This window comes from Streptomyces aurantiaciflavus (assembly GCF_049808595.1).
Classification (GTDB): domain Bacteria; phylum Actinomycetota; class Actinomycetes; order Streptomycetales; family Streptomycetaceae; genus Streptomyces.
Window position 1 is genome coordinate 134,757 of sequence record NZ_JBNCAQ010000011.1, and the last position, 24,769, is coordinate 159,525.

General features: G+C 72.3%; 23 protein-coding genes and 1 pseudogene. 4 read left to right on the plus strand and 20 right to left on the minus strand.

The features are described from left to right. The first annotated feature begins 26 nt into the window (after positions 1-26). A complete protein-coding gene (locus ACPT94_RS15380; RefSeq protein ID WP_360332583.1) occupies positions 27-677 on the plus strand; it encodes a phospholipase D-like domain-containing protein in 651 nt (216 codons plus the stop codon). An 82-nt stretch (positions 678-759) separates the two neighbouring features. Here the strand turns inward: ACPT94_RS15380 and ACPT94_RS15385 are convergent, their stop codons facing one another. Next, positions 760-2,043 carry an adenylosuccinate synthase gene (locus ACPT94_RS15385; protein WP_360332586.1) on the minus strand — a complete coding sequence of 428 codons (1,284 nt, stop codon included), beginning with the start codon at positions 2,041-2,043 and terminating at the stop codon, positions 760-762. A gap of 218 nt (positions 2,044-2,261) precedes the next feature. Here ACPT94_RS15385 and ACPT94_RS15390 point away from each other — a divergent pair, with 218 nt between their 5' ends. Then, positions 2,262-3,122, plus strand: a complete 861-nt coding sequence (locus tag ACPT94_RS15390) for a diacylglycerol kinase family protein (protein WP_360332589.1) — start codon at positions 2,262-2,264, stop codon at positions 3,120-3,122. Between the two features lies 1 nt (position 3,123). Here the strand turns inward: ACPT94_RS15390 and ACPT94_RS15395 are convergent, their stop codons facing one another. Together ACPT94_RS15395 and ACPT94_RS15400 are read right to left on the minus strand one after the other, a co-directional pair. Beyond that, entirely contained in the window at positions 3,124-3,291 is a 168-nt protein-coding gene (locus ACPT94_RS15395; RefSeq protein WP_425246055.1) for a hypothetical protein, read from the minus strand. Between the two features lie 19 nt (positions 3,292-3,310). Further along, complete coding sequence (locus tag ACPT94_RS15400) at positions 3,311-3,802, minus strand: GbsR/MarR family transcriptional regulator (protein WP_425246056.1); 492 nt, start codon at positions 3,800-3,802, stop codon at positions 3,311-3,313. Positions 3,803-3,875: 73 nt separating this feature from the next. On the opposite strand from ACPT94_RS15400, the gene ACPT94_RS15405 reads away from it, so the two are divergent. Both ACPT94_RS15405 and ACPT94_RS15410 read left to right on the plus strand, forming a co-directional pair. Beyond that, a complete protein-coding gene (locus tag ACPT94_RS15405; RefSeq protein WP_360332595.1) occupies positions 3,876-4,784 on the plus strand; it encodes an ABC transporter ATP-binding protein in 909 nt (302 codons plus the stop codon). Then, positions 4,781-6,389: pseudogene (locus tag ACPT94_RS15410) on the plus strand (ABC transporter permease). Before ACPT94_RS15405 ends, ACPT94_RS15410 begins: the two are co-directional and overlap by 4 nt. 6 nt (positions 6,390-6,395) lie before the next feature. On the opposite strand, the gene ACPT94_RS15415 reads toward ACPT94_RS15410, so the two are convergent. The 17 genes from ACPT94_RS15415 to ACPT94_RS15495 all read right to left on the minus strand — a co-directional run bounded on the left by ACPT94_RS15415 (position 6,396) and on the right by ACPT94_RS15495 (position 24,718). After that, positions 6,396-6,989 (minus strand): Uma2 family endonuclease, encoded by a 594-nt coding sequence (locus ACPT94_RS15415; RefSeq protein WP_425246057.1) that lies wholly within the window; start codon positions 6,987-6,989, stop codon positions 6,396-6,398. Between the two features lie 87 nt (positions 6,990-7,076). Next, positions 7,077-8,297: a cytochrome P450 gene (locus ACPT94_RS15420; protein ID WP_425246058.1), complete on the minus strand. Its 1,221-nt coding sequence runs from the start codon at positions 8,295-8,297 to the stop codon at positions 7,077-7,079. A 44-nt stretch (positions 8,298-8,341) separates the two neighbouring features. Beyond that, the gene (locus ACPT94_RS15425; protein WP_360332605.1) at positions 8,342-9,007 is read right to left on the minus strand and encodes a response regulator; all 666 of its coding nucleotides are present in this window, start codon (positions 9,005-9,007) and stop codon (positions 8,342-8,344) included. Then, positions 9,004-10,362: a sensor histidine kinase gene (locus tag ACPT94_RS15430; RefSeq protein ID WP_360332608.1), complete on the minus strand. Its 1,359-nt coding sequence runs from the start codon at positions 10,360-10,362 to the stop codon at positions 9,004-9,006. Before ACPT94_RS15430 ends, ACPT94_RS15425 begins: the two co-directional genes overlap by 4 nt. A 123-nt stretch (positions 10,363-10,485) precedes the next feature. Continuing rightward, positions 10,486-11,160 (minus strand): response regulator, encoded by a 675-nt coding sequence (locus ACPT94_RS15435; RefSeq protein ID WP_360332611.1) that lies wholly within the window; start codon positions 11,158-11,160, stop codon positions 10,486-10,488. Then, positions 11,157-12,617: a sensor histidine kinase gene (locus ACPT94_RS15440; RefSeq protein ID WP_425246059.1), complete on the minus strand. Its 1,461-nt coding sequence runs from the start codon at positions 12,615-12,617 to the stop codon at positions 11,157-11,159. The genes ACPT94_RS15435 and ACPT94_RS15440 overlap by 4 nt, the downstream gene beginning before the upstream one ends. Positions 12,618-12,627: 10 nt before the next feature. Next, the gene (locus ACPT94_RS15445; RefSeq protein WP_425246060.1) at positions 12,628-13,896 is read right to left on the minus strand and encodes an acyltransferase family protein; all 1,269 of its coding nucleotides are present in this window, start codon (positions 13,894-13,896) and stop codon (positions 12,628-12,630) included. Beyond that, positions 13,889-14,923 carry an alpha/beta hydrolase gene (locus tag ACPT94_RS15450; protein ID WP_425246061.1) on the minus strand — a complete coding sequence of 345 codons (1,035 nt, stop codon included), beginning with the start codon at positions 14,921-14,923 and terminating at the stop codon, positions 13,889-13,891. The genes ACPT94_RS15445 and ACPT94_RS15450 overlap by 8 nt, the downstream gene beginning before the upstream one ends. 150 nt (positions 14,924-15,073) lie before the next feature. After that, a complete protein-coding gene (locus ACPT94_RS15455; RefSeq protein WP_360332620.1) occupies positions 15,074-15,958 on the minus strand; it encodes an alpha/beta hydrolase in 885 nt (294 codons plus the stop codon). An 828-nt stretch (positions 15,959-16,786) separates the two neighbouring features. Then, entirely contained in the window at positions 16,787-17,974 is a 1,188-nt protein-coding gene (gene kynU / locus ACPT94_RS15460; RefSeq protein WP_425246062.1) for a kynureninase, read from the minus strand. Further along, positions 17,967-18,806 (minus strand): tryptophan 2,3-dioxygenase family protein, encoded by an 840-nt coding sequence (locus ACPT94_RS15465; RefSeq protein ID WP_360332625.1) that lies wholly within the window; start codon positions 18,804-18,806, stop codon positions 17,967-17,969. Before ACPT94_RS15465 ends, kynU begins: the two co-directional genes overlap by 8 nt. 160 nt (positions 18,807-18,966) lie before the next feature. Further along, complete coding sequence (locus ACPT94_RS15470) at positions 18,967-19,380, minus strand: DUF3151 domain-containing protein (protein WP_360332627.1); 414 nt, start codon at positions 19,378-19,380, stop codon at positions 18,967-18,969. A 223-nt stretch (positions 19,381-19,603) separates the two neighbouring features. Next, on the minus strand, positions 19,604-21,100 hold the full coding sequence (locus ACPT94_RS15475) for an MFS transporter (protein WP_360332630.1): 1,497 nt from the start codon (positions 21,098-21,100) through the stop codon (positions 19,604-19,606). 64 nt (positions 21,101-21,164) lie between these two features. Continuing rightward, a complete protein-coding gene (gene fbaA, locus ACPT94_RS15480) occupies positions 21,165-22,196 on the minus strand; it encodes a class II fructose-bisphosphate aldolase (RefSeq protein WP_360332633.1) in 1,032 nt (343 codons plus the stop codon). A gap of 168 nt (positions 22,197-22,364) precedes the next feature. After that, a complete protein-coding gene (gene pyrE, locus ACPT94_RS15485; protein WP_425246116.1) occupies positions 22,365-22,916 on the minus strand; it encodes an orotate phosphoribosyltransferase in 552 nt (183 codons plus the stop codon). Positions 22,917-22,973: 57 nt separating this feature from the next. Further along, positions 22,974-23,762 carry an aldose epimerase family protein gene (locus ACPT94_RS15490; RefSeq protein ID WP_360332638.1) on the minus strand — a complete coding sequence of 263 codons (789 nt, stop codon included), beginning with the start codon at positions 23,760-23,762 and terminating at the stop codon, positions 22,974-22,976. 56 nt (positions 23,763-23,818) lie between these two features. After that, positions 23,819-24,718 carry an SRPBCC family protein gene (locus ACPT94_RS15495; RefSeq protein WP_360332641.1) on the minus strand — a complete coding sequence of 300 codons (900 nt, stop codon included), beginning with the start codon at positions 24,716-24,718 and terminating at the stop codon, positions 23,819-23,821. Positions 24,719-24,769 lie beyond the last annotated feature (51 nt).

A 24,769-nucleotide genomic window follows, 5' to 3' on the forward strand; every position in this document is an offset into this window, starting at 1 on the left:
GCACCGCGCTGAGTGAGGAGCTCTCTTTGGCCTGCGACCTGTGGCTGGTACCGCTCGTCGACGTGTTGTGCCACACCCCCGACAACCCGTTCGCCGAGGAACTCGCGCAGTACAACAAGGTGCTCGCCGAGTCGGGTCTCCCGCCCGTGCCGGTGTACCAGTACATGCCGGGCCTGTCCGGAGACGTGGCCCCCGTGGCCGGCTTCGACTACGACGCGCTGCACTTCCTGCGCCGCGCCTACCTGTTGCAGGTGTGCGGTCTTCCGGTGACGCCGGTCGACGAACTCGGCGGCGACTACGAGCAGCTCCTGGAGATGTTCGAGGCGACGGCCCAGCAGTCCCACCTGGTCTGGCACTACGACCACGCGGGCGCGTACGTCCCCGTCGACTTCCCGCAGCCACTGTCCAACGACGAACTCCTCGCCGGGGGCGGCCCGTTGGGCTCCTCCCAGTCCCTGCTGCGGGAGCTCGAGTACGTCGCCCCGTCGATCGGCATCGACCCGACGAACCCCCCGGCGGCCCCCCAGGCCCCCATGGCTCCCACGGAGTTGGAGGAACCGGCGGTCCCGGCGCCGTACGATCCCAGCCCGTTCGCCCGGGAGCGGCACGTGTGGCTGGGTCTGCACGCGGCGGCGACGCGGAGCCTGGCGCAGGGCTCGATGATCGTCTTCAGCTGAGCCCCGAGGCTCCGCGCGGGTGTCCCCGCGGGCCTTCTGAGCGAAAGCCCCGCCGGACACCCGCGCCCGCCGTCGTCGTGCTCTACAGGAACGAGTTGATCTCGATCGTCTCGTCCCGGCCCGGGCCCACGCCGATCGCGGAGATCGGGGCGCCGGACATCTCCTCCAGGGCCTTGACGTAGTTCTGGGCGTTCTTCGGGAGGTCGGAGAACGACTTGGCCTTGGTGATGTCCTCCGACCAACCGGGGAGGGTCTCGTAGACCGGCTTCGCGTGGTGGAAGTCGGACTGGGAGTACGGGAGCTCCTCGACGCGCCTGCCGTCGATCTCGTAGGCGACGCAGACGGGGATCTCCTCCCAGCCCGTCAGCACGTCCAGCTTGGTGAGGAAGAAGTCCGTCAGGCCGTTGACCCGGGTCGCGTACCGCGCGATCACCGCGTCGAACCAGCCGCAGCGGCGGTCACGGCCGGTCGTCACGCCCCGCTCGCCGCCGATCCGGCGCAGCGCCTCGCCGTCCTCGTCGAAGAGCTCCGTGGGGAAGGGGCCGGCGCCGACTCGGGTCGTGTACGCCTTGAGGATGCCGATGACGCGGCTGATCTTCGTCGGGCCCACGCCGGCGCCGGTGCAGGCGCCGCCCGCGGTCGGGTTCGACGAGGTGACGAAGGGGTACGTGCCGTGGTCGATGTCGAGCAGCGTGCCCTGACCGCCCTCGAAGAGGACGACCTTGTTCTCCTCCAGGGCCTGGTTGAGGACCAGGACCGTGTCGGCGACGTACGGCTGCAGCTTGTCGGCGTAGCCGAGCAGCTCCTCCACCACCTGGTCGACGGCGATCGCGCGCCGGTTGTACAGCTTGGTGAGCAGCTGGTTCTTGACGTCGAGCGCCGCCTCGACCTTCTGCTGCAGAATCGACTCGTCGTACAGGTCCTGGACGCGGATGCCGACGCGGTTGATCTTGTCCGCGTAGGTCGGGCCGATGCCGCGGCCGGTGGTGCCGATCTTCCGCTTTCCGAGGAAGCGTTCCGTCACCTTGTCGACAGTCACGTTGTAGGGCGTGATGATGTGCGCGTTGCCGCTGATGAGCAGCTTCGACGTGTCGACGCCTCGCTCGTTCAGACCGCTCAGCTCGGAGAGCAGGACCGACGGGTCTACGACGACGCCGTTTCCGATGACAGGCGTACATCCGGGCGAGAGGATTCCGGAAGGGAGGAGGTGGAGTGCGTACTTCTGGTCGCCCACGACGACCGTGTGGCCGGCGTTGTTGCCGCCCTGGTAGCGCACTACGTAGTCCACCGAGCCGCCGAGCAGGTCGGTGGCCTTCCCCTTGCCCTCGTCACCCCACTGAGCACCGAGCAGCACAAGTGCGGGCACGCGCGTACACCCCTTCCGGGTGGGGCATGTCCAGGGTCAGGGGCGTGCGCGGAGGGTCTTGCCGCCGCGTGCACCGCGACCGTCGTTGGCCGCACCGCGACCGTCATCGGCCGCGAACCGTCGGACCCGGATGCCCCGGAATAGACGAAGCCCCTGGCGCAATAGCGCAAGGGGCTCTTGCACAAAGATGCTACCCGAGGAAGCGAGGCAGGACCGAGGTGGCGACTTTCGCGACGCCGGACCAGCTGCTGGTGATCATCGATCCGGTCGCCCGGAGGACGGACGGGGAGTCCGTACGGATCGCGAAAGACGTGCTCAGCGCGGGTGCGGCCGCGAAAGTGTGCCTCCCGGAGGGGCCGGAGGAATTCGCCCGGGTGCTGGCGCGACGCGGCTCGCGGCGGCCGGTCGTCGTCGGCGACGACCGTGCGCTGACGCGGGCGGTGGCCCTGCTGCACCGGCAGCGCGAGCTGGCCGAATGCGTGCTGTCGATGGTGCCGGTGGGCAGCGCCCTGGGCGTCGCCCACGCCCTGGGGTTGCCCACGGGGGCCGTGGCGGCCGCGCGGGCGGTGCTCGACGGCTCGGAACGGCGACTGGACGTGCTGGTCGACGACAGCGACGGCGTGGTGCTGGGCGGGCTGCGGATCCCGCCGGTGCCGCTCGCTCCGCAGGAGGCAGCCGTCGCCGGCGGCGTACGGCCCTGGCTGCGCACCTGCCAGTCCCTCGTCCGCACCCTGGTCCCCTCCCGGCCGACGCGTACCTCGCGGGTCGCCCCCGCCCCTCCCCCGCCCGGTCCGGCGCGGCTGCGCGTCGAGGTCGACGGCGTGACCCTGGTCGACCTCGACCAGCCGGTCGAGGCGGTGTCGGTGACCCCGGACACGGCCGGCACGGCCGTGGTGGAGGTCCACCCGCTGTCCCTGGGTGCGGAGGCGTCGCCCCTGGAGGCACGGGGGCGGACGGTGACGGTCTCGGGAGCGGACTTCCGCTACCGGGCGGACGCGACGGTGGCGGGGCCGGTGCGGAGGCGGACCTGGGTGGTGCGGGAGGGGGCGTTGGGGCTGGTGCTGCCCTCGGCGCCCTGAGTCAGGCCTCGGCCTGTGTCTCCGCCTGCTCTTCGGGAGCCTGGAAGCCGGTGGTGTCGAGGGCACAGCCGAAGGGGCCGGGGATGTGGAGCTTCTCGCCGAAGGGCTTGGTGAAGCGGACCTCGTACCGTTCCTCTTCAGTGAGCAGGAGTGAGTGTTGGCGGCCCATCCGGCGACGGCCGGAGCCCCTACCCGAACATCCGCTCCCGCCGCACACGCCACCGCTCCATCAGCGCCTGCAGCTCCCCGTCCAGGAACTCGAAGAAGGCGAGCGTCTCGGCCATACGGCGTCCTGCGGGGGTGTCGGGGCCCAGGCTGGTCACACCCTCGCGCAGAGCACCCTCCCACCGCTTGAGCACTGCCTCGCGGTTGGTCAGGGCCGCGTACCACTGGTCGCCGTGCACCCGGTAGCGCTCCCGGCGTGAGCCGGGCTCGCGCTCGCGCGACACCATGTGCGTCTGGGCGAGGTAGCGCACCGCGCCGGAGACCGCCGCGGGGCTGATCCGGAGCTGTTCGCCCAGTTCGACGGAGGTCATCGCGCCCTCGTCGGAGGAGAGGAGCGCGGCGAAGACGCGGGCGGGCATGCGCGGCATCCCCGCCTCGACGAGCTGCGCCGCGAAGGACTCGACGAACCTCGACACGGCCTCCGCGTCCCGCCCGCCACCAGCTGCTTCGCTCATGACCTCATCCTAAGGGGGGTTTACTCACTTCCTTAACTTCACAAATTTCTGAAAGAAGCGTACGTTCTGAAGCATGACGAAGGCCATCTCGGTGTCCGGACTGCACAAGTCCTTCGGCCGCACGCACGCGCTCGACGGTCTCGACCTGGAGGTCGAGACGGGCGAGGTGCACGGCTTCCTCGGCCCCAACGGCGCCGGCAAGTCCACCGCCATCCGCGTCCTGCTCGGCCTGCTGCGCGCCGACTCCGGCGCCGCCCAGGTCCTCGGCCGCGACCCGTGGAAGGACGCGGTGGAGGTGCACCGCCGGATCGCGTACGTCCCCGGTGACGTGACCCTGTGGCGGAATCTGACCGGCGGTGAGGTCATCGGCCTCCTCGGGCGGCTCCGCGGGGGCCTGGACCCCCGGCGTCGCGCGGAGCTGGTCGAACGCTTCGAGCTGGACCCCACCAAGAAGGGCCGCACCTACTCCAAGGGCAACCGGCAGAAGGTCGCCCTGGTCGCCGCGTTCGCCTCGGACGTCGACCTGCTCGTCCTGGACGAGCCGACCTCGGGACTGGACCCCCTCATGGAAGAGGTCTTCCAGCAGTGTGTGCGGGAGGAGCGCGAGCGGGGCCGTACGGTCCTGCTGTCCTCGCACATCCTGAGCGAGGTCGAGGAGCTCTGCGACCGGGTCAGCATCATCCGCAAGGGCCGCACCGTCGAGACGGGCTCGCTGGCCGACCTGCGCCACCTCACCCGCACCAGCGTCACCGCCGAACTCGCGGGCCCGCCCGACGGGTTGGCGCACCTGCCCGGCGTCCACGACCTCGACGTGCGGGGCAGGAGGGTGCGCCTGCAGGTCGACACCGACAAGCTCGACGCCGTTCTGCGGTCGCTCAGCGAGTCCGGTGTCCGATCGCTGACGTCGACGCCGCCGACCCTGGAGGAACTGTTCCTGCGCCACTACCAGGACGGGACGGCCGAGGCGGCGGCGACCCGATGACGACACTGGCATCCCAACTCGCGGGAACCGGCACGCTGTTGCGTTTCGCGCTGCGCCGCGACCGGGCGATGATCCCGATCTGGGTGGGCGTCAACGCCCTGATGGTCCTCTCCATGCCGAACACCCTGAAGGGCCTGTACGGCACAGCCGCCGAACGCGCCGACCTGATGCGGCAGCTGACGACGAACTCCTCCCTGCGCGCCCTGGTCGGCCCCGCCTTCGACGACTCCCTGGGCGCCCTCACCGCCTGGCGCGTCGCCGTCTACGCGGGCGCGCTCGCGGCGGTGACGAGCCTGCTCATCGTCGTACGGCACACCCGCGACGAGGAGGAGAGCGGACGTCAGGAACTCATCGCCTCCGGCATGGTGGGCCGCCGTGCCTCCCTGACCTCGGCCCTGCTCGCGGCGGCCGTCGCCAACGCGGCGCTGGCGCTGCTGGTCACGGCCGGGCTGGCCGGGCAGGGGACCGCCGGCGCACTGGCGTTCGGGCTCGGCCTCGCCGCCGTCGGAATGCTCTTCGCCACGATGGCGGCGATCGTCGCGCAGCTCACGGAGACCGCGCGCCTCGCCCGGGGCCTGACCTCGGCGGTCCTGGGCGCCGCGTTCCTGCTGCGCGCGGCGGGCGACTCGGCGACGGACGACGGCTCGTCGGTGCTGACGTGGGCGTCGCCGCTCGGCTGGCTGGAGAACCTGCGGGCCTTCGCGGGCGAACGCTGGTGGGTGCTGCCGCTGTTCGCCGCGGCGATCGTCGTGCAGGGCGCGGTGGCGTACGGGCCGCCGGGACGTCGGCATGAGCTTCCTGCCCACCCTCCCCCACTCTCGGCTCCGCACGGACGGAGGGACCCCCATCGGACCGGCCGCCGGCCGACTCGGCAGCGCCGGCGCGCTGGCCTGGCGGCTGCAGCGCGGCAGCGTCCTCGGCTGGGGCATCGGCTTCCTCCTCGCCGGGATCGTCTACGGCGGGATGACGGACAGCGCCGCCGAGCTGGTCGGCGACAACGAGCAGGCCCGTGAGATCTTCGAGCGGATGGGCGGCCGGTCGGGCATCACGGACGCGTTCCTCGCGTCGATGGTCGGCATGCTGGGGCTGGTCGCGGCCCTCTCCATCGTCGCGTCCGTCCTCCGCCTGCACGGCGAGGAGACCTCCGGCCGGGCGGAACCGGTCCTCGCGGGCGCGGTCGGCCGCCTGCGCTGGGCCGCCGGCCACCTCGTCATCGCCTTCGGCGGCGCCGCCCTGATCATGCTGCTGGCGGCTGTCGGCCTCGCGGTGGGCCACGGCAAGGACCTCGGCCCCCTCCTGGCCGCCGCCCTGGTGCAGCTGCCGGCGGTATGGGTCGTCGGCGGCCTGGCGGTCCTGCTCTACGGCCTCACCCCCCGTCTGGCCCCGGCCGCCTGGGCCGTGGCGGGCGCGGTCCTCCTCCTCGGCTGGATCGGCCCGGCCCTCGACCTCCCCCAGGAAGTTCTGAACATCTCCCCGTTCGGCCACCTGCCGAAGCTGCCGGGCGGAGACATGGAGTGGGGGCCGGTGCTGGTCCTTGCGGAAATCGCGGCTGTGCTGGTCACCACAGGCCTGGCAGGGCTACGGCGACGCGACATGACGACGTGACAGAACTCAGTCGACGTACTGCTTGAGGTCCTCGGTGTCGAGTTCGATGCTGACGGGATCCGGGAGGGTGACCTTGCCGCCGAGCCTGACGACGTGGATGTCCCGGTAGCCGTCCTCCAGATCCGGATCGCTGTGCACGAGGATCGAGAGGTTGTCACGGTCGATCAGCAGGTAGACGGGGATGCCCGCCTCGGCGTACGCCCGGGGTTTCTCCACACGGTCGCGGTTGTGGGTGTCCGAGTCGTACGACGTGATCTCGACGGCCATCATGACGCCGTGGGTATCGGCCCAGTCACCCTGGCCCGCGAAGTGCGCCACCGGTGCGAGTACGCCGTCGGGCCGGGCCCGGCCCCTTCGGTACGCCTCCACCTTCAGCCCCTGCGTCGGGTTGAGGTCGAGCTCCGGGCGGGCCTGCATGCACTGGCGGATGAGCCACATGATGATCGCACCGTGGTTGCCGTTCGTCACCTTCTTGACCCCGATCCGTCCGTCGATGAACTCGAACCTGACGGCCTCGGACTCACGGGAGGCGAATTCGGCAATCCGCTCGAACTCGGCCACCGACATCTGAGACGACGTGCGTTCTGCCATAACCGTCATGGTGCCTCCCTTCGCAGGCAGGCACCAGCTTGTCGAGCGGTTGGCAACCATCGATCGGAATCACTCGCCGATCGACCGAACGAGTGATCAAGCCATCTCCACGCTCAGCCCCTCCAGTCCCCTGATCACGAAGTTCGGCTTCCGCTCCGGCGACGCCGCCAGGCTCAGGGTGGGCGCCCGCTCCAGGAGGGCGGTCATCGAGGCGGCCAGCTCGATGCGGGCCAGGGGGGCGCCGATGCAGTAGTGGATGCCCGCGCTGAAGGAGATGTGCGGGTTCTCGGAGCGGGTGAGGTCCAGGCGGTCCGGGGCGGTGAAGACCGCCGGGTCGTGGTTGGCGGAGCCGAACAGCATCGCGATCTCCGCTCCCCTCGGGATCACCGTGCCGTCGACCTCGATCTCGTCCAGCACCCACCGCTCGAAGAGCTGCAGCGGGGTGTCGTAGCGCATCAGCTCCTCCACGGCGGAGGGGACGAGCGAGTGGTCGGCGCGCAGGGCGGCCAGCTGGTCGGGGTTGCGGAACAACGCCCACCAGCCGTTGACGGTGGCGTTCACCGTGGCCTCGTGGCCGGCGTTCAGCAGAAGGACCGCCGTCGAGATCATCTCCTGCTCGGTCAGCCGGTCCCCCTCGTCGTGCGCCGCGATCAGCCCGGAGATCAGGTCGTCCCCGGGCTCCTTGCGGCGGGCCGCGATCAGCTCGCGCAGATAGTCGGAGAACTCGACCGACGCCCGCACCGCCTTGCGTGCCGTCTCCTCGGACGGGGTCAGCTCGTACATCCCGCAGATGTCCGCCGACCAGGGCCGCAGCTGGGCCCGGTCCGCGTCCGGAACGCCCAGCATCTCCGCGATCACCGCGACCGGCAGCGGCTCGGCGACGTCCCTCAGCAGATCCCCGCCGCCCGCCGCCACCAGCCCGTCCACCAGCTCACCGGCCAGCCGCTCCACGTACGGCTTCAGCCGCTCCACCGTGCGCGGGGTGAACGCCTTCGACACCAGTCGCCGGATCCGCGTGTGGTCCGGCGGTTCCAGGTCGAGCATCCCGTGGTCGTTGAGCGTGTGGAACGGCTCGTGCTCCGCCGGTGGCGCCGTCCGCCCGAAGTCCTCGTGCGAGAACCGATGCTGATACGTCCGCCCCAGCCGCCAGTCCCGCAGCAGCGCCGACACGTCGGCGTGGTGCGGGACGAGCCACTGGTCGGTGGGCTCGTAGTAGATCACCCGCCCCCGCTCCCGCAGCTCGGCATAGGCCGGGTACGGGTCGGCCACGAACGCCGGGTCCCAGGGGTCGAACACGAGGTCGGAAACAGCTGCCATGGACGGACGCTAGCCCGCCGGGGCCCCTGCTGACCAGGGGGATCTCACCCCGGCGTGACCAGCCGCGCCTCATACGCGAACACCGCCGCCTGGGTACGGTCCCGTAGGCCCAGCTTGACCAGAATTCTGCTCACATGGGTCTTGATGGTGGACTCGGCGACCACCAGGCGCTCGGCGATCTCCGCGTTGGACAGTCCCTGCGCGATGAGGACCAGGACCTCCGTTTCCCGTTCGGTCAGGTCGCCGTAGGCGGCCTGGGCGGTGCGGGGGAAACGGGGGCCGTCGCTCAGTTTGGAGAACTCGGTGATCAGGCGTCTGGTGACGGACGGGGCGAGGAGGGCCTCGCCGGCGGCCACCACCCGCACCCCGTCGGCCAGCTGGCGGGCCGAGGCGTCCTTCAGGAGGAAGCCGGAGGCTCCCGCGCGGAGGGCCTGGTAGACGTACTCGTCCAGATCGAAGGTGGTGAGGACGAGCACCTTCGCCGTGCCGTCCGCCGCGACGATCTCCCTCGTCGCCTCGATGCCGTTCAGCTCCGGCATGCGGATGTCCATCAGGACGACGTCCGGAGCCAGTTCGCGGACGCGTTCCACCGCCTCCCGGCCGTTGACCGCCTCGCCGACGACCTCGATGTCCGGCATCGCGTTCAGCAGGACGGAGAAGCCCTCGCGGACCATCATCTGGTCGTCCGCGATCAGTACCCGGATCGTCATGCTCCACCTTCGCCCACGGAGGACATCGGCACCGGCAGGAACACCGCCACCTCGTAGCCGCCGTCCGGCGTCGCGTCGGCCGTCATCTCGCCGTTCAGCATGGACACCCGCTCCCGCATGCCCGTGATGCCGTGCCCGGCGCCGGGTGAGGGCTTCACCAGGGCGGGGTGCGGCGGCGGGCCGTTGACTATGCGCAGGCCCAGGCCGCCCAGGACATAGCCGATCTCGACGCGGGCGCTCGCCCCGGGAGCGTGCCGCAGGGTGTTGCTGAGGGCCTCCTGCACGATCCGGTACGCCGACAGCTCCACCCCCTGCGGGAGTTCGCGCACCGCTCCGGTCACCACCTTCTCCACCTCCAGGCCGGCCTCGCGCACATTGGCGATCAGCGCGTCCAGCTCGGCGAGTGTGGGCTGCGGGGCGTCCGGCGCCTCGTAGTCCTCGGCGCGGACCACGCCGAGCACCCGGCGCAGCTCCGTGAGAGCCGCCACCGCGTTCTCCCGGATCGTGGCGAACGCCTTCTCCAGCTCCGGCGGCGGGTTCTCCACCCGGTAGGGCGCGGCCTCCGCCTGGATGGCGACCACCGACATGTGGTGGGCGACCACGTCGTGCAGCTCGCGGGCGATCGTGGTGCGCTCCTCCAGCAGCGTGCGCCGGGAGCGCTCGTGCGCGGTCACCGTCTGCTGGGCCGTCACCTCCTGCTCGGCCTGCCGGCGTATCTGCCAGACGGTGACGGCGAGCAGGGCGAGCGCCGAGAACACCAGCATCTGCGCGACGTTGGTGCTGTAGTGGCTCCAGCCGAAGCCCGTTTCGGCGACGAAGCCGTAGGCCGCTGTCAGCAGCCACATCCAGGCCGCCGTGCGCGGGCGGGTGCGTATGGCGACGACCACCAGCACCATCAGGTGGGAGATGAAACTGCCCGGCAGCCACGGCCAGTTGCCGTACGTCGTACCGATGGCGGCGACGAGCGTGGTCGACACCAGCGACAGCCAGAACGCGCCGACCGGGCGGACCAGCGTCAGCAGCACCGGAACCAGGACGAGCAGGCCGCACACGAAGCCCAGCGCGTCGCCCCTCTCGTCCACCCAGGCGACCACCGTCGCCAGTGCACCGACGGCCACGACCAGCGCGTGCCGTCGCCACGCCGCGTACTCCCGCTTGCGGCCCGTCAGCCGGCGGGTGAGGGGCCCGTCGGGCTCCTTGCGGGGCAGCGGGCGGTAGGCGAAGGCGTCGTGGAACAGGTCCTCGCGCAGCCCGCGCAGGGCGTCCACGGCCGCCCGGAACTCCGGGCTGCGCGGCCGGTAGGCGCCGTACGGGTTCTCCGGGGGCGTCATGTGCGTCTGCGTCGTCTCGGTCACGTGGAAAACGGTAGGCGGGGCGTGGGGTCGCGGTCGTCACCAGTGAGGGGGGTTCTGCGGGATCCGCCTCAAGTACTACGGGTCCTCGTGGGGAGGTGACCGGCCGCTGCCCCCGCGGTCCCCTCAGTAGCCGGACGGTCTCACCAGACCCGACTCGTACGCGAACACCGCCGCCTGGGTGCGGTCCCTGAGGCCCAGCTTCACCAGGATGCGGCCCACGTGCGTCTTCACGGTCTGTTCGGCGACGACGAGGTGGCGGGCGATCTCCGCGTTGGACAGGCCCTGCGCGATGAGCGTGAGGACCTCCGTCTCGCGTTCGGTGAGGTCGCCGACGCGCTCCTTGGACGGGGCGCGGGGGGTGCCGTTCAGACGGGAGAACTCGGCGATCAGCTTGCGGGTGATGCCGGGTGCGAGCAGGGCGTCGCCGGCCGCGACCACCCGCACCGCCTCCGCGAGCTGGTCGGCGGAGGCGTCCTTCAGCAGGAACCCCGACGCCCCGGCACGCAGCGCCTCGTACACGTACTCGTCGAGGTCGAAGGTGGTGAGGACGAGGACCCTGATGTGCGGCGTCGCGACGGTGATGCGGCGGGTGGCCTCGATGCCGCCGAGTTCGGGCATGCGGATGTCCATCAGGACGACGTCCGGGGAGAGCTCGGCGACCTTCCCGACGGCGTCGAGGCCGTCGACCGCCTGCCCGATCACCTCGATGCCCGGCTGGGCGTTGAGCAGCACGGTGAAGCCCTGCCGGACCATCTGCTGGTCGTCGGCGATCAGTACGCGGATGGTCCCGCTCGTCATGGGGTTCCTTCTTCGGTCGGGGGCGAGACGGTGCCCTTCGGGATTCTCCCCGTCGCCGGGGGCGGGTCGTCCGGGAAGACGAGCTCGAGACCCTCAAGGGTGCCGGGGGCGTCGGCGGGAGAGGGCGCGGCACTGTCCTTGGGCAGGTACGCCGACACCGTGAACCCGCCGTGCAGCGTCGGGTGCGCGGTGACGTGACCGCCCAGCATCGCGGCCCGCTCCCGCATGCCCAGCAGGCCGTGCCCCGCGCCCGGGGAGGGCCGCACGGGCCCGCCGGGGCGGGAGTTGGTGACCTCCAAGTGCAGTCCGCGCGGATCGTGGGTGATGCCGACCCGCACCCGGGAGCCGGGCGCGTGCCGCAAGGCGTTGCTGAGCGCCTCCTGGACTATGCGGTACGCCGACAGCTGCACCCCCGGCGGATACACGGGCGCCTCGCCGTGGATCTCGGTGACGACGTGCAGTCCGGCGGCGCGCGTGTTGTCGACGAGGGCGTCGAGGCGGTCGAGGGTGGGCTGCGGGGTGTCCGGGGCGCTGCCGGTGCCGGCCGCGCCGAGACCGTGGGGGTCCTCGGGGTTCTCCGAGCGCAGCACGCCGAGGACCCGGCGCAGTTCGGTCAGCGCCTCCAGGGCGTTCTCGCGGATGCCGGCGAGGTTCTCCTTCAGCTCCTCGGACGGGTTGTCCACCAGGTGCGGGGCCACCTGGGCCTGGATGGAGATCACCGACATGTGGTGGGCGACCACGTCGTGCAGCTCGCGCGCGATGCGGTTGCGCTCCTCCAGCAGCGTGCGCCGGGCGCGCTCCTCGGCGGTGATCGTCTCCTGTTCGACGAGCTGGGTACGGGCCTCGCCCAGACCTCGGAAAGCGGCGCCGACGAGGACGACGGCCGTGAAGATCCCGACGGACCCGAGTCCCGTCGAGGTGTAGGTCGCCCCGCCGATGAGGCCTTGGACCACCCAGGTCGTGACGGCCGTGCCGACGAGGACCGCGAAGGACACGCGGGGGCGCACCCGGAGCGCCAGGAGCAGGAACACGGTGGCGTGCGCCAGGACTTCGGGGGTGTTCCAGGGCCAGGCGGGCCCCGGGAGCGGATGCCCCTGCAGGGCCGGCCGGGCGGCCACCGCGGCGACGACGGTGGCGGCCAGGGACAGCGCCCACGCGGGGACCGGCCGCCACAGGGCGAGAACGACGGCCGCGCCCTGCGCGAACCCGGTCAGCACTCCCAGCTCCGTACCCAGGTTGTAGCGGCCCATCTGCTCCGTGCCGGCCAGTGCGATGCCGAGGGCGATCCAGCACACCACCACATACCCCGGCAGCCGCAGCCAGCGCAGGCCGCGCCAACGCGACGAGGTCCGGGAACGGGTCGCCCCGAGGGCTGTGCTCAGACGCTGGAAGCGGGCACGGGGTGGGGGTGCGGGGGTGGCACGGTCGCGTGGGTCTCTGCTCTCCTCGCCGGTCACGGGCTCAACCCTAGGCACCGTGGGCCGCCTTCGCTGCCGTCGGCTTGGAACGGTGGTGGACACGGATCACCCGGGACCGGCGGCCGCCCGGCCGGCGGGTCCCCTTCTCGAAACCGTGGAACGCCGCCCAGCACACCCCGAGGACGAGCCCGAACACGGGCAGCCACAGCAGACGGGCCGCCACCCACTCCAGCCCGTCGGGGACCGTGTGCAGGCCGGGCAGCCGGCCCGCGAGAAGACCTGTGGCGGTCGTCGCCATCAGGGCCGTCTGATGCCAGAGGAAGACCGTCATCGCGGAGAGGTTCACCAGCGCCACCGCCGCCCAGGCCACCGGCCGCCGCATCGCCCCGCGCAACCGGTCGCGCAGCAGCAGGGCGGCACCGCACTGCGCCAGGCCGAAGGTGACGGCCGCCAGCGTGGGCGGGTCGAGGTTGGACACGGTCTCCCCCGGCACGCCCACCATCGACGCCGGATAGCCGGCCCAGCCGATGAGCACCGCCGTCGTCACGGCCCCGCCGGTCAGCAGGATCCAGCCCGCGCGCGGACGCTCCAGCTCACCACGCGTCCAGGCCGCGCCCAGGGTGTACGGCACCAGCCAGCCCGCCGCCACGTTCACCCAGCCGAGCCAGGAGGGGCCGCCCAGGCCGAAGCGCACCAGGTCCACGTGGAGGACGACGGCCAGTGGCCACAGCGGGCTGAGCCGGGCCAGGAGCGGGGTCGCCGCCGTCAGCGCGGCGAAGACCAGCAGGAACCACAACGGGGACAGCGCCAGCTTGACCACGGTGTGCACGGTCACGAAGGACGCACCGCCGAGCAGCAGACCGACCGCGGCGACCGTCCACACCCCCAGTACGGCCGCCACCGGCGTGAACAGCCGCGCCAGTCGGGCCCGCAGCCATGCGCCGTAGACGCGCGTTCCGTCGGCCCCGTGAGTCCGGCGCATCCCGGAGGCCCCGGCGGTCCCTGCCCGTGCGCGGGCCGAGGCGAGGCTGCGGGTGGCCACATGACCGCCGACCATGAAGAACACCGCGAGCGTCTGGAACATCCACGACACCGGGGCCAGCCAGGGCATGGACCCCAGCGGGCTGGCGGTGCGCAGCGCTCCGCCGTCCGCGACGAGTGCGGTCACCAGCCAGTGGCCGAGGACGACACCGAGGATCGCCAGGGCGCGCAGGGCGTCGACGGCGCGGTCGTGCTGCGGGGGTGTGGCGGCGTCGATCCGGGCAGCTGCTCGCCGTATGCCCGGGAACGGCTGCCGTGTCCTGGGTGTCTCAAGCACGGGTGACCTCCGTGGTGTCGCCGAGGACGATCCGGGCGAGGTTGGCCAGGGAGACCGAGCCCGGTCCGAAGTAGTCGCTGTGGCCGCCGGCGCCGGCGGAGAAGACGCGGGCGCCGAAGGACGGCGACACCGGGTCCGTGCCGAAGCCGACCGTCGTGCCGAACAGGTCGGCGCTGACGTGCGGGACGCCCGCCACCCAGTCGTCGGCGCCCCGGGCCGCCCAGACACGTGCGCGGGTGTGCAGGTCCGCTGCCGAGTCCGCGCCGGTGCCGGGGCTGCCGAGGAGAGCGATGTCGTCCACGTCCAGGCGGGGAGCGGCGCGGCCGCACACGACCGAGCCGTACGAGTGGCACAGGAGGGCGACATGGACCTCGGGGCCGCTGACGGTGCGCAGCTCGCGCAGGAAACCGCGCAGCTCCGGGGCCGCTTCGTCGGCGCGGGCCGGGGTGATCGCGGTGGTGCTGATCGTGCCCGGTGTGGTGTAGCCGAGCCAGGCCACCACGGCGGTCCGGGTGCCGGCCGGAGCCGTTGAGGTGAGCCGCTGGTGCAGTGCGGCCGCTCCTGCGCGGAAGCGCTCGTAGGTGTCGAGCGAGGTGTCGGAGCCCGGTACGAGGACGGCGACGCGGTCGGCGTGGGCGAGGTCCCCGAACACCTCTGTCGCCCGGCCGCTGCCCCGGCCGTCGAAGGCGAGCAGTCTGCGGGAGGAGGCAGCCAGTCTCCGGTCCGCCGCCGCGCGGTGACGGTCGCCGTGGGCGGCGGCCATCCGGGACGCCAGAGCGGCGTTGGCCCGGTTGGCGGCGTACGCCTTCTCCAGCGTCTTCGCCGTCAGCGGGCCGAGGTCCGCGGGCGCCGGGGCAGGGACACGGGGCCGGGCCGCGGCGGTGAGGGGCACCACCACGGCGGCGGTGACGAGGACGGCCAGGAGGAGGCGCGTCCAGCGGATCCAGGGGACCCCACGCCGGCCGTGAGCAGTTCCTTCCTCACCCCGCCGCCGTCCACGAGAACGAACTCCGTCGCCCCCCGCCATCCCGCGCCTCCCCCGCCAGTTCGCCCGCCCATCGGGCTGTCCTGGCTTGGAAGTTACGGATGACCGCTCGTCGCTCGCGTCCCACCGGGGAGCTCTTCTCCGACGTGGCTCTCAGGTATTACGGGTACGACAACCAGGGGCCGAGTACGGTCACCACGCCAACTGCGCGATCTCCTCCGCCGCCACCGCACAGGCGTCCGCCGCCGGATCGATCAGCGGGAAGTGGCCGACGTCCTCCAGCAGCGTCAGACCCACCATCTCCCCCGCCTTCGCCGCCGCCTCCGCGTACGACTCGGCGACCGCCTGCGGGACGACCAGGTCGGTCCGGCCCTGGACCAGCGTGGTGGCGATGCCGGTCGGCAGCAGGAGCGCGGGGTCGGCGTACGGCCGTCGCTCCGTGAAGTACTCGTCTCCGCCCAGCAGTTGGAGTGAAGCGCCGCCGCACACCTCCAGTTTCTCCGCGACCTCGAAGTCCGCGATGGGGGCGAGCGCGACCACGCCCCGCAGCGGGGCGGGGCCGCCGGTGCGCCAGGGCGCGTCGGCGGGCAGCACATGGCGTGCCGCGGCCCACAGGGCGAGGTGGCCGCCGGCCGAGTGCCCGGTGAGCACCGTGCGGCGCGGGTCGGCCTGCGGCAGGGCCTCCCGGACGAGGGCGGGGAGCGCGTCCAGCGCGGCGGCGACGTCGTCGAAGGTGTCGGGCCAGCGGCCCGCGACCGGGGACGGGCCGGAGGGCTCGCCCTCCGCGCCCCGCCGGTACTCCACATTGGCCACGGCGAAGCCGCGCCGCGCCAGGAAGTCCGCGAACGGTGTGATGTGCCGTCGGTCGTACGGTGCCCGCCACGCGCCCCCGTGCAGGACCACGACCAGCGGGGCGGGGCCGCCGCCCGGGGTCTCCGCTCCCCGGGGTGCGTAGAAGTCGATCACCTGGTCGGGGTGGTCGCCGTAGGCGGCGGTGGTGTCGGGGTCGACCGCCGGGTGCGAGAAGGCCGATTCCTCTTCGGCGGCGGCCCGGGCTGCGAGGACGTCGTCCGGCATGCTCCAACCTCTCAGCAACGAAACGTATTTGGACGGAACGGGGGTGGCGGACCAGGTGGGTAATCGGCCGTTGGCGGGGACGGTACCAGGCGCGTGACGTGCGCGGACACGGGGATGTCACGCTGGGTGAGGGTTGGGGGGTTCTGTCGGTACGGTGCGTTCCGGTGGGGGTACGGGGCGTGTCCGGGCGGTTGCCCTGCGGGCGGCCGGGGGTGTCGCGAGGGTGCGCGGCACTGTGCCGCTGCCGTGGCGGGGCTGTACGTCGGTGTGCGGTTCCCGTGCGCCGGGGTGACCGTCGGGGTGGGGGCGCTCACCCGCGCCGGCGGGGTGCCTCCCCCACTCTCGACTTCGCTCGAGCGGGGGCACCCCCATCGCCCGTCCGTGCCGCCCCAGCGGCACGACTGCCCGTAGCCAGGCGGGGCGGGCGACCCGCAGCTGTGCGGGGCGGCAGCCCAGCGACCCGCACCCGCACCCCAGCCGAGCGTCAGGCCCACACGACCCCGCAGTCAGGCGTCGCAGGGCAGTCAAGGGACCCGGTGGCCCCAGCCACCCAGCCGAGCGCCGGGCCGTTGGGCCGCGAGCACGCCGACCGCCGCGACCAGCGCCTGCAACCACCGGCTGCCGAGCCACCGGGCCATCGGGCCACCGGGCCAGCTCATGCGGCTGCCGAGCCACCGGGCCACCGAAGCCGGCTCATGCGGCCACCGAGTCACCAGGCCACCGAAGCCGGCTCATGCAGCCACCGAGTCACCAGGCCACCGAGCCACCGCGGCCGGCCCACGCAGCCACCGAGACACCGCAGCCGGCCCACGCGGTCACCACAAGCCGTCAGGCCGTGATCACCTCCCCCAGCACCCTCGCCGCCCGTTCCACATCCGTGAAGCGGACGTACAGGGGGGTGAAGCCGAAGCGGAGTACGTCGGGGTGGCGGAAGTCGCCGACGATGTCCTGGGCGATCAGTTGCTTCATGATCTCGCCGGCGTTGTCGCAGCGCAGGGCCACCTGGCTGCCGCGGTGCTCGTGGGCGGACGGGGTCAGGGACTCCACCAGGCCCTGCGGGACGTACTCGGCCACGCACTCCAGGAAGAAGTCCGTCAGTGCCAGCGACTTGGTGCGGACCGCCTCGATCGAGACGCCGTCCCAGACGTCGAGCGCCGCCTCCAGGGCCAGCATGGACAGGATGTCCGGGGTGCCGACCCGGCCCCGCAGCGCGCCCTGCGCGGGGGCGTACTCGGTGCGCATGCCGAAGGGCTCCGCGTGCGAGTTCCAGCCGGGCAGCGGGGAGTCGAAGCGGTCCTGGTGGTCGCGGCGGACGTAGAGGTACGCCGGTGAACCCGGGCCGCCGTTCAGGTACTTGTAGGTGCAGCCGACCGCGAGGTCCACGCCGTGTTCGTCGAGGCCCACCGGGAGGGCGCCCGCGCTGTGACAGAGGTCCCAGACGGCGAGCGCGCCGGCCGCGTGGACGGCGGAGGTCAGGCCCGGGAGGTCGTGGCGGCGGCCGGTGCGGTAGTCGACGTGGTTCAGCAGCACCGCGGCCGTACGGTCCGACAGGGCCGACGGCACCTGGGCCGGGGTCACCGGCCGCAGCGTGCGCCCGGTCAGCCGGGCGGCGGACTCGGCGATGTAGCCGTCCGTGGGGAAGGTGGTCGCGTCGACGAGGATCTCGTCCCGGCCCTCCCCCGCCAGCCGCACGGCCCCCACAAGCGCCTTGAACACGTTGACGCTCGTGGAGTCCCCGACCACGATCTGCCCGGCCCGCGCCCCCACCAGCGGGGCGATCCGGTCACCGATCCGCTCCGGTGCCGTCCACCAGCCGCTCTCCTCCCAGGAGCGGATGCGCAGCTCGCCCCACTGGCGGCGGACGACGTCCTCTACGCGGCCGGGGACGGACGCCGGCAGCGCGCCCAGCGAGTTGCCGTCGAGGTAGACCACCTCGTCGAGCACGAACTCCGCGCGTTTGGCCGCCAGTTCGTCTCCGGCGTCCAGCTCCCTCGCCTTGAAGGCGAACTCAGACATGGGACCTCGCCGTCCACAGCTCGGGGAACACGTTCTTCTGCGCGCGCTTCTCCAGCCAGGCCACGCCCGCCGAGCCGCCCGTGCCCGCCTTCGCGCCCATCGCGCGGCGGGTGGCGACGAGGTGGTCGTTGCGCCAGCGCCACACCAACTCGGCGACATCGGTCAACGCCTCGCCGAGACGGGCGAGTTCGTCGTTCTCGTCACCGGCGTAGAGGGCGGTCCACACCGCCTCGACCTCCGGGGACGGCTCGTAGCGCCGGGCGACGTCACGCGTCAGCACGGCCTTCGGGATCGCGTGCCCGCGCCGGGCCAGCAGCCGCAGGACCTCGTCGTACAGGCTCGGCTCGTGCAGCGCCTTCTCCAGCTCGGCGTGGACGCGGGGCGCGCCCCGGTGCGGGACCAGCATGGACGCGGACTTCTCGCCGAGCAGGAACTCCATCCGCCGGTACATCGCCGACTGGAAGCCGGAGCCCTCGCCGAGGGCGGAGCGGTACGCGTTGAACTGGGCCGGCGTGAGCTGTCCGAGCGGCTTCCAGGAGGCGTTCAGCGCCTCCAGTTCCCGTACGGAACGCTTCAGCGCGGCGATCGCCACCGGCACCCGGTCCTCGCGCAGGGCCTGCGTCGCCGTCTCCCACTCGTGGACGATGACCGTGAACCACAGCTCCATCACCTGGGTCGTGACCAGGAAGACCATCTCTCCGGGATCGTCGGAGAGGGTGTGCTGGAGATGGGTGAGCACATCCGCCCGGACGTAGTCCTCGTACGGCGTCGTGCCTGCGAAGTCGAGATGCGGGGCCTCGGGCTCGTGCGCCTCATGAGCCTCATGGGACATCGCTGTCTCCTGTTGTACTCCGGGTAGCGGTCCGCCCCTGCCGTTACCGACACGGGGGCCCCGGTCCCCACGGGGCATCCTCCGCAATCCTCACCCGAAAGTGCAAGGCCCGCCTGATCACACAGGCGGGCCCGGAACTCGGAAGGAGGCTCCCGACGAGCTAGCTCAGCGTCTGGGCCGCCGTCGGTGAGGAGTCCTTCAGGAACTGCGTGCAGCGCTCGTACTCCTCCTGCTCGCCGATCGCCTGTGCGGCGCGGGCGAGGCCGTGCAGGGCGCGCAGGAAGCCGCGGTTCGGCTCGTGCTCCCAGGGCACCGGGCCGTGGCCCTTCCAGCCGTTGCGGCGCAGGGCGTCCAGGCCGCGGTGGTAGCCCGTGCGGGCGTACGCGTACGACTCGACGACGCTGCCCCGCTCGAACGCCTCGTCCGCGAGCTGGGCCCACGCGAGGGAGGAGGTGGGGTACTTCGCGGCGACGTCGGCGGGTGCCGTGCCGCTCGCGAGGAGCCGACGGGGCTCGGGGTCGTCGGGGAGGTGAGTCGGGGGCGGTCCCCCGAGCAGGTTTTCGTGAATGGACATGGGTCCAGTCTGGGGGATCCCGGGGGTGTACGGGGGTGGGGGCCGGGTCGGTCGCGGGGTACGCCGTGCTGCGGCCGGGGGGCGGTGCGCGCGGTCCGGCGCTCAGGGGGTGCCGTACGCCCCCACCCGCGCCCGCGCCCGTGCCCGTGCCCGTGCCCGTGCCGCAGGACACCGCGTTCCCGGCTGCGGGACGGGGACGAGGGCGGGCCGCTCCCGCCGCGGCTCACTCGGCCGGGGCCGTTTCACCTCCCCGGGGCGACAACCTCCGCCTCGCCCGCTCCCCCTCCAGCGGCGGCGCCGTGACGCTCCCGTGCGTCCTGCACTCCGGGCGCTTGCAGTCCGGCCCCGGCGTCCGCACCGTCGCGAGGGCGACCGCCGCGCCCATCACCAGCAGCCCCGCACACACCACCATCGCCCGCCCGAACGCGTCGTCGAAGGCGTTCGCCGACCGGTACGCCTCCGCCCCCATGCCCGTCACCAGCGGCAGTGCGGCCACCGCGATGAGGCCGGCCGCTCGCGCCGCCGCGTTGTTGATGCCGCTGGCCAGGCCGGCGCGGGCGACGTCCACGGAGGCGAGGACGGTCGCGGTCAGGGGGGCGACCAGGGTGACCAGGCCGAGGCCGAGGACCAGGACGGCGGGCAGGACGTCGGCGAGGTAGGAGGCGTCCTGGCCGACCCTCAGCATCAGCAGCATCCCCGCGGCGCACAGCAGCGGACCGACCGTGAGCGGGATGCGCGGGCCGATCCGGTCCGCCAGCTCCCCCGACCTCGCCGACAGCAGCAGCATCAGCACGGTCGTCGGCAGGAGCGCCGTACCGGCGCCGAGGGCCGAGTAACCGGCGACGACCTGGAGCTGGACCGCCGAGAGGAAGAAGAAGCCGCCGAGGGCCGCGTACACGCACAGGGTGACCAGATTGACGGCCGTGAACTGGCGGGAGGAGAAGACGTCCAGCGGCATCATCGGATCCGGGTGGCGCCGCTCGACGAGGACGAAGGCCACCCCGGCGGCGACCCCGGCCACCGCCGTCACCGCGATGACCACGGACCCTTCCCCCGCCTCGATCAGCGCGTACGTCACCAAGCCCAGCGACAGCGCCCCCAGCACCGCGCCCAGCACGTCGAAGCCCCCGTGGGCCCTACTGTCGCCCGACTCGGGGACATGCCGCAGCGCCACCGGCACGCACAGCAATGCGAGCGGGACGTTCAGCAGGAACACCCACCGCCAGCCCGGGCCGTCCACCAGCCAGCCGCCCAGGAACGGGCCCACCGCCGCCCCGATGCCGCCGAAGCCGGACCACAGGCCCACGGCCCGGCCGCGGTCGTCGGAGTGGAAGGAGGCCTGGATGAGGGCCAGGGAACCGGGCGTGAGGAGGGCGCCGCCGATGCCCTGCAGGGCGCGGGCGGCGACCAGGACGCCCGCGTTCGGGGCCACGCCGCACAGCAGTGAGGCGACGGCGAACCACACCACGCCCATCACGAAGATCTTCCGCCGGCCGTAGCGGTCCCCGAGGGAGCCGCCCAGCAGGATCAGGCCGGCCAGCGTGACCATGTACGCGTTGACCGTCCACTGGAGGGCGGCCATGTTCGCGTCCAGGTCACGGCCGATGCGGGGCAGGGCGACATTGACGACGGTCGAGTCCAGCATGGCCATGCTGGAGCCGAGGACCGTGGTGAGCAGGATCCACTTGCCCTGCGGTGAGGCCAGCCGGACGTCGGGCATGCACCCAGGTATACAGCGAGCCCGGCGTCATGGGCAGACGCCGGGCTCGCGGAACCCCTGAGGGTTACTTGATCTTCGTGCCCGCCGAGCGCAGGTTCTGCGTGGCCTCGACGACGCGCGCGGCCATGCTCGCCTCGGCCAGCTTGCCCCAGGTCCGCGGGTCGTAGGTCTTCTTGGAGCCGACCTCGCCGTCGACCTTGAGGACACCGTCGTAGTTCTTGAACATGTGGTCGGCGACGGGACGCGTGAAGGCGTACTGCGTGTCCGTGTCGATGTTCATCTTGACGACGCCGTTCTCCAGCGCGGTCGCGATCTCCTCCTCCGTGGAGCCGGAGCCGCCGTGGAAGACGAAGTCGAACGGCTGGGAGCCGGCCGGCTTGCCGTACTTCGCGGCGACGCCCTCGTTGAGCTCCTTCAGCAGCTCGGGACGGAGGACGACGTTGCCCGGCTTGTACACGCCGTGGACGTTGCCGAAGGACGCGGCCAGCAGGTAGCGGCCCTTCTCGCCCAGGCCGAGCGCCTCGGCCGTACGGACGGCGTCATCGACGGTGGTGTACAGGGAGTCGTTGATCTCGTGGGAGACGCCGTCCTCCTCGCCGCCGGTCGGGGTGATCTCGACCTCGAGGATGATCTTCGCGGCGCGGGCCTTCTCCAGCAGCTCCTGGGCGATCTCCAGGTTGTCGGCGAGGGTCTCGGCGGAGCCGTCCCACATGTGCGACTGGAACAGCGGGCCGAGACCGGCCTCCACGCGCTTGCGGGAGATCTCCAGCAGCGGGCGCACGTACCCGTCGAGCTTGTCCTTCGGGCAGTGGTCGGTGTGCAGGGCGACCGTGACCGGGTACTTCTCGGCGACGATGTGCGCGAACTCGGCGAGGGCGACCGCGCCCGTCACCATGTCCTTGCTGTACTGGCCGCCCAGGAACTCGGCGCCACCCGTGGAGATCTGGATGATGCCGTCGCTCTCCGCCTCCGCGAAGCCGCGCAGAGCCGCGTGCAGGGTCTGGGTCGAGGTGACGTTGATGGCCGGGTAGGCGAACTTGCCTGCCTTCGCCCGGTCGAGCATCTCGTTGTAGACCTCGGGGGTTGCGATGGGCATTCGTCCGCTCCTTGAGTGTGCGGGTTGGCGTACTGCGTGATTACGGCCCTGACCTAGACCTTGGGTGCGACGTCATCGTCGTCCCCATCTTTCCAGAGATGCGCGGATGGTCCACGCCCACACCACGGGCAGTCCGCGCACCGGTCAAGTCCAGGTCGAAGAGGCTGGTCAGTCCAGACCCAGTTCATCCTTCGAGAAGGCGAACAGGTACGGCACCCCCGCGCCGTCCCGGATCTTCTCGGCGGCGCCGGTCGCCCGGTCCACGATGGTCGCGACGGCCACGACCTCGGCGCCCGCCTCGCGCACCGCCTCCACGGCGGTCAGCGGCGAGCCGCCGGTGGTGGAGGTGTCCTCGACGACCAGGACCCGGCGGCCCTTGATCTCCGGGCCCTCGACCCGCCGCTGCAGCCCGTGCGCCTTCGCCGCCTTCCGTACGACGAAGGCGTCCAGCCTGCGGCCGCGCGCGGCGGCGGCGTGCAGCATCGCGGCCGCGACCGGGTCGGCGCCCATGGTCAGGCCGCCCACCGCGTCGAAGTCCAGCTCGGCGGTCAGGTCCAGCAGCACCTGACCGACCAGCGGGGCGGCCTCGCCGTCGAGGGTGATGCGGCGCAGGTCGACGTAGTAGTCGGCCTCCAGACCCGACGACAGGGTCACCTTGCCGTGCACCACGGCCTTGTCCTTGATCTGCTGCAGCAGCTCGCCACGTGTGCCTGGCGGCATTACTTCGTTGACGTCCGTCATGCCGAACAGCTTAGAGGCGCTCCCCGGAGGCGCCGCCTAGAGGCGGGCCCAGCGCCAGGTCGTCGTGGCCTCCAGCGGCTCCAGGGGCGTGACCAGGCGCGGGAGGGTGTTGAGCCCGTTGGGCGGGCCGGTCTGCGGCTCCACGCACACGGCCGCCTCCTGCTCGTCGTAGACGACGACCCACTGCTCCGGGCTGGTCACCTCGAGCCGGAGCTGCCCCGGCCAGGTGAGGGTGACGGCGACGCCGTCCGGCATGCCGAAGCAGTCGTCCCAGGGGCCGGGCTTCGGATCGACGCGGTCGCCGGTCGGCAGGTGGTCGTCGCCGCGCTCCTCCTGCCAGGCCGCGTCGAACGACAGCCGCACGTCCTCGCCGCCCAGGTTCCGGTTGAACCACGGGTGCCAGCCGATCTGCGCCGGGAAGGACGAGCCGTACGTCTCCACCGACATCGTCAGCGTCAGGGTGTCCTCGCCGAGCGCGACGATCTGCGTCACCCGGCCGGGGTAGGGCCACGGCTCGACCAGGTCGTACGTCAGGACCGCCTCGTCCGCCGAGCTGCGGGCCACCCGCCAGGCGCCGTCGCGGACGGTGCCGTGGATGGCGTGGGGCGGGGAGTTGAGGGGCATCTGGTGGACGGTCGCCCCGTCCCGGAAGCGGCCGTCCCGGATCCGCCCGCACCAGGGGACCATCGGGAAGCAGCCGAACCGTTCCCCCTGGCGCAGCAGTTCCACACCGCCGACGCGCAGCCCTCCGACCCGTCCGCCGTTGCCGGGCTGCACGGTCACCTCCGCGTCGCCCGCGGTCAGCGTGATGTCTTCGTTACTCACGGGACGACCCTACCGAGGCGATCAAGAGGGCGCCCGGGTCGGCGGCGACCCCTGGGTCACCGCCGGCGCCGCAGCGCCCTGCCGAGCACGATCGCCGACGCCACGGCGAACGCGGCCGCCGGGGCCGCCCAGCGCAGGGTGCTCGCCCGGGCGACGGCCTGCGGGGCCGGGACCGGCGCGTACCGGCCGCGCGGCGGCGCGTGGTCCACCTCCTCCGCGCTGCGGCCGATCATCGTGCGGCGCGCGTGCGCGGCCTCGGCGGGGGGTTCGCCGGCGGAGGAGAAGTCGTCCACGTCGGCTCCTTCTTCCACCCCGTCCACATCGTCCAGGTCGCCCACATCATCCACGTCGTCGATGTCGTCCACGCCGTCCAGTTCGTCGAGGCCGGACGGGGGGATCTCGGCCTGGAAGACGGTGGTGGGGGGTTCGTCGCCGGGCTCCGGGGTTTCCCGTACGGGCTCGTCCCGTACGGGCTCGTCCCGTACGGGTTTCTCCCCGACGGGTTCCTCCCGTACGGGTTCCTCCTCGGCCGCCACCGTCCCCAGGTTCTCCGCGAAACGGTTCAGCAGGCGTACGACCGCCGCGTCCACCGCGTCCGACGGGAGTTCCGCGATCCGGCCGTCCGCGGAGGCCGTGCCCTCGACGTGGAGGGCGGTGCCGTCGTCGGACTCCCGCAGCCCCAGGGTGAGGGAGAGTTTGACGGTGCCGGTTCCGCGCGCCTCGGTCGCGTCGCCCTCCACGGCGTACGTGCCGTCCTCGCGGGCGGTGACGCGCAGGGTGCCCCGGTAGGTGATGGTGTGGCCGCCGACGCGTACCTTCAGCCGGCCCGCGACGGGCTCGGTGGCGGCGCCGGCGTCCTGCTGGAGTCCGGGGACCGCCCGGGCGACCTGCGCGGGATCGGCGAGGGCTGCCTGCGCCCGCTCGACCGGAACCGGAACGAACACCTCATGCTCCATACCTGCGGAGCCTACCGAGGTGCGCGGGGCTATACGTCCCCTCTGCCGCAA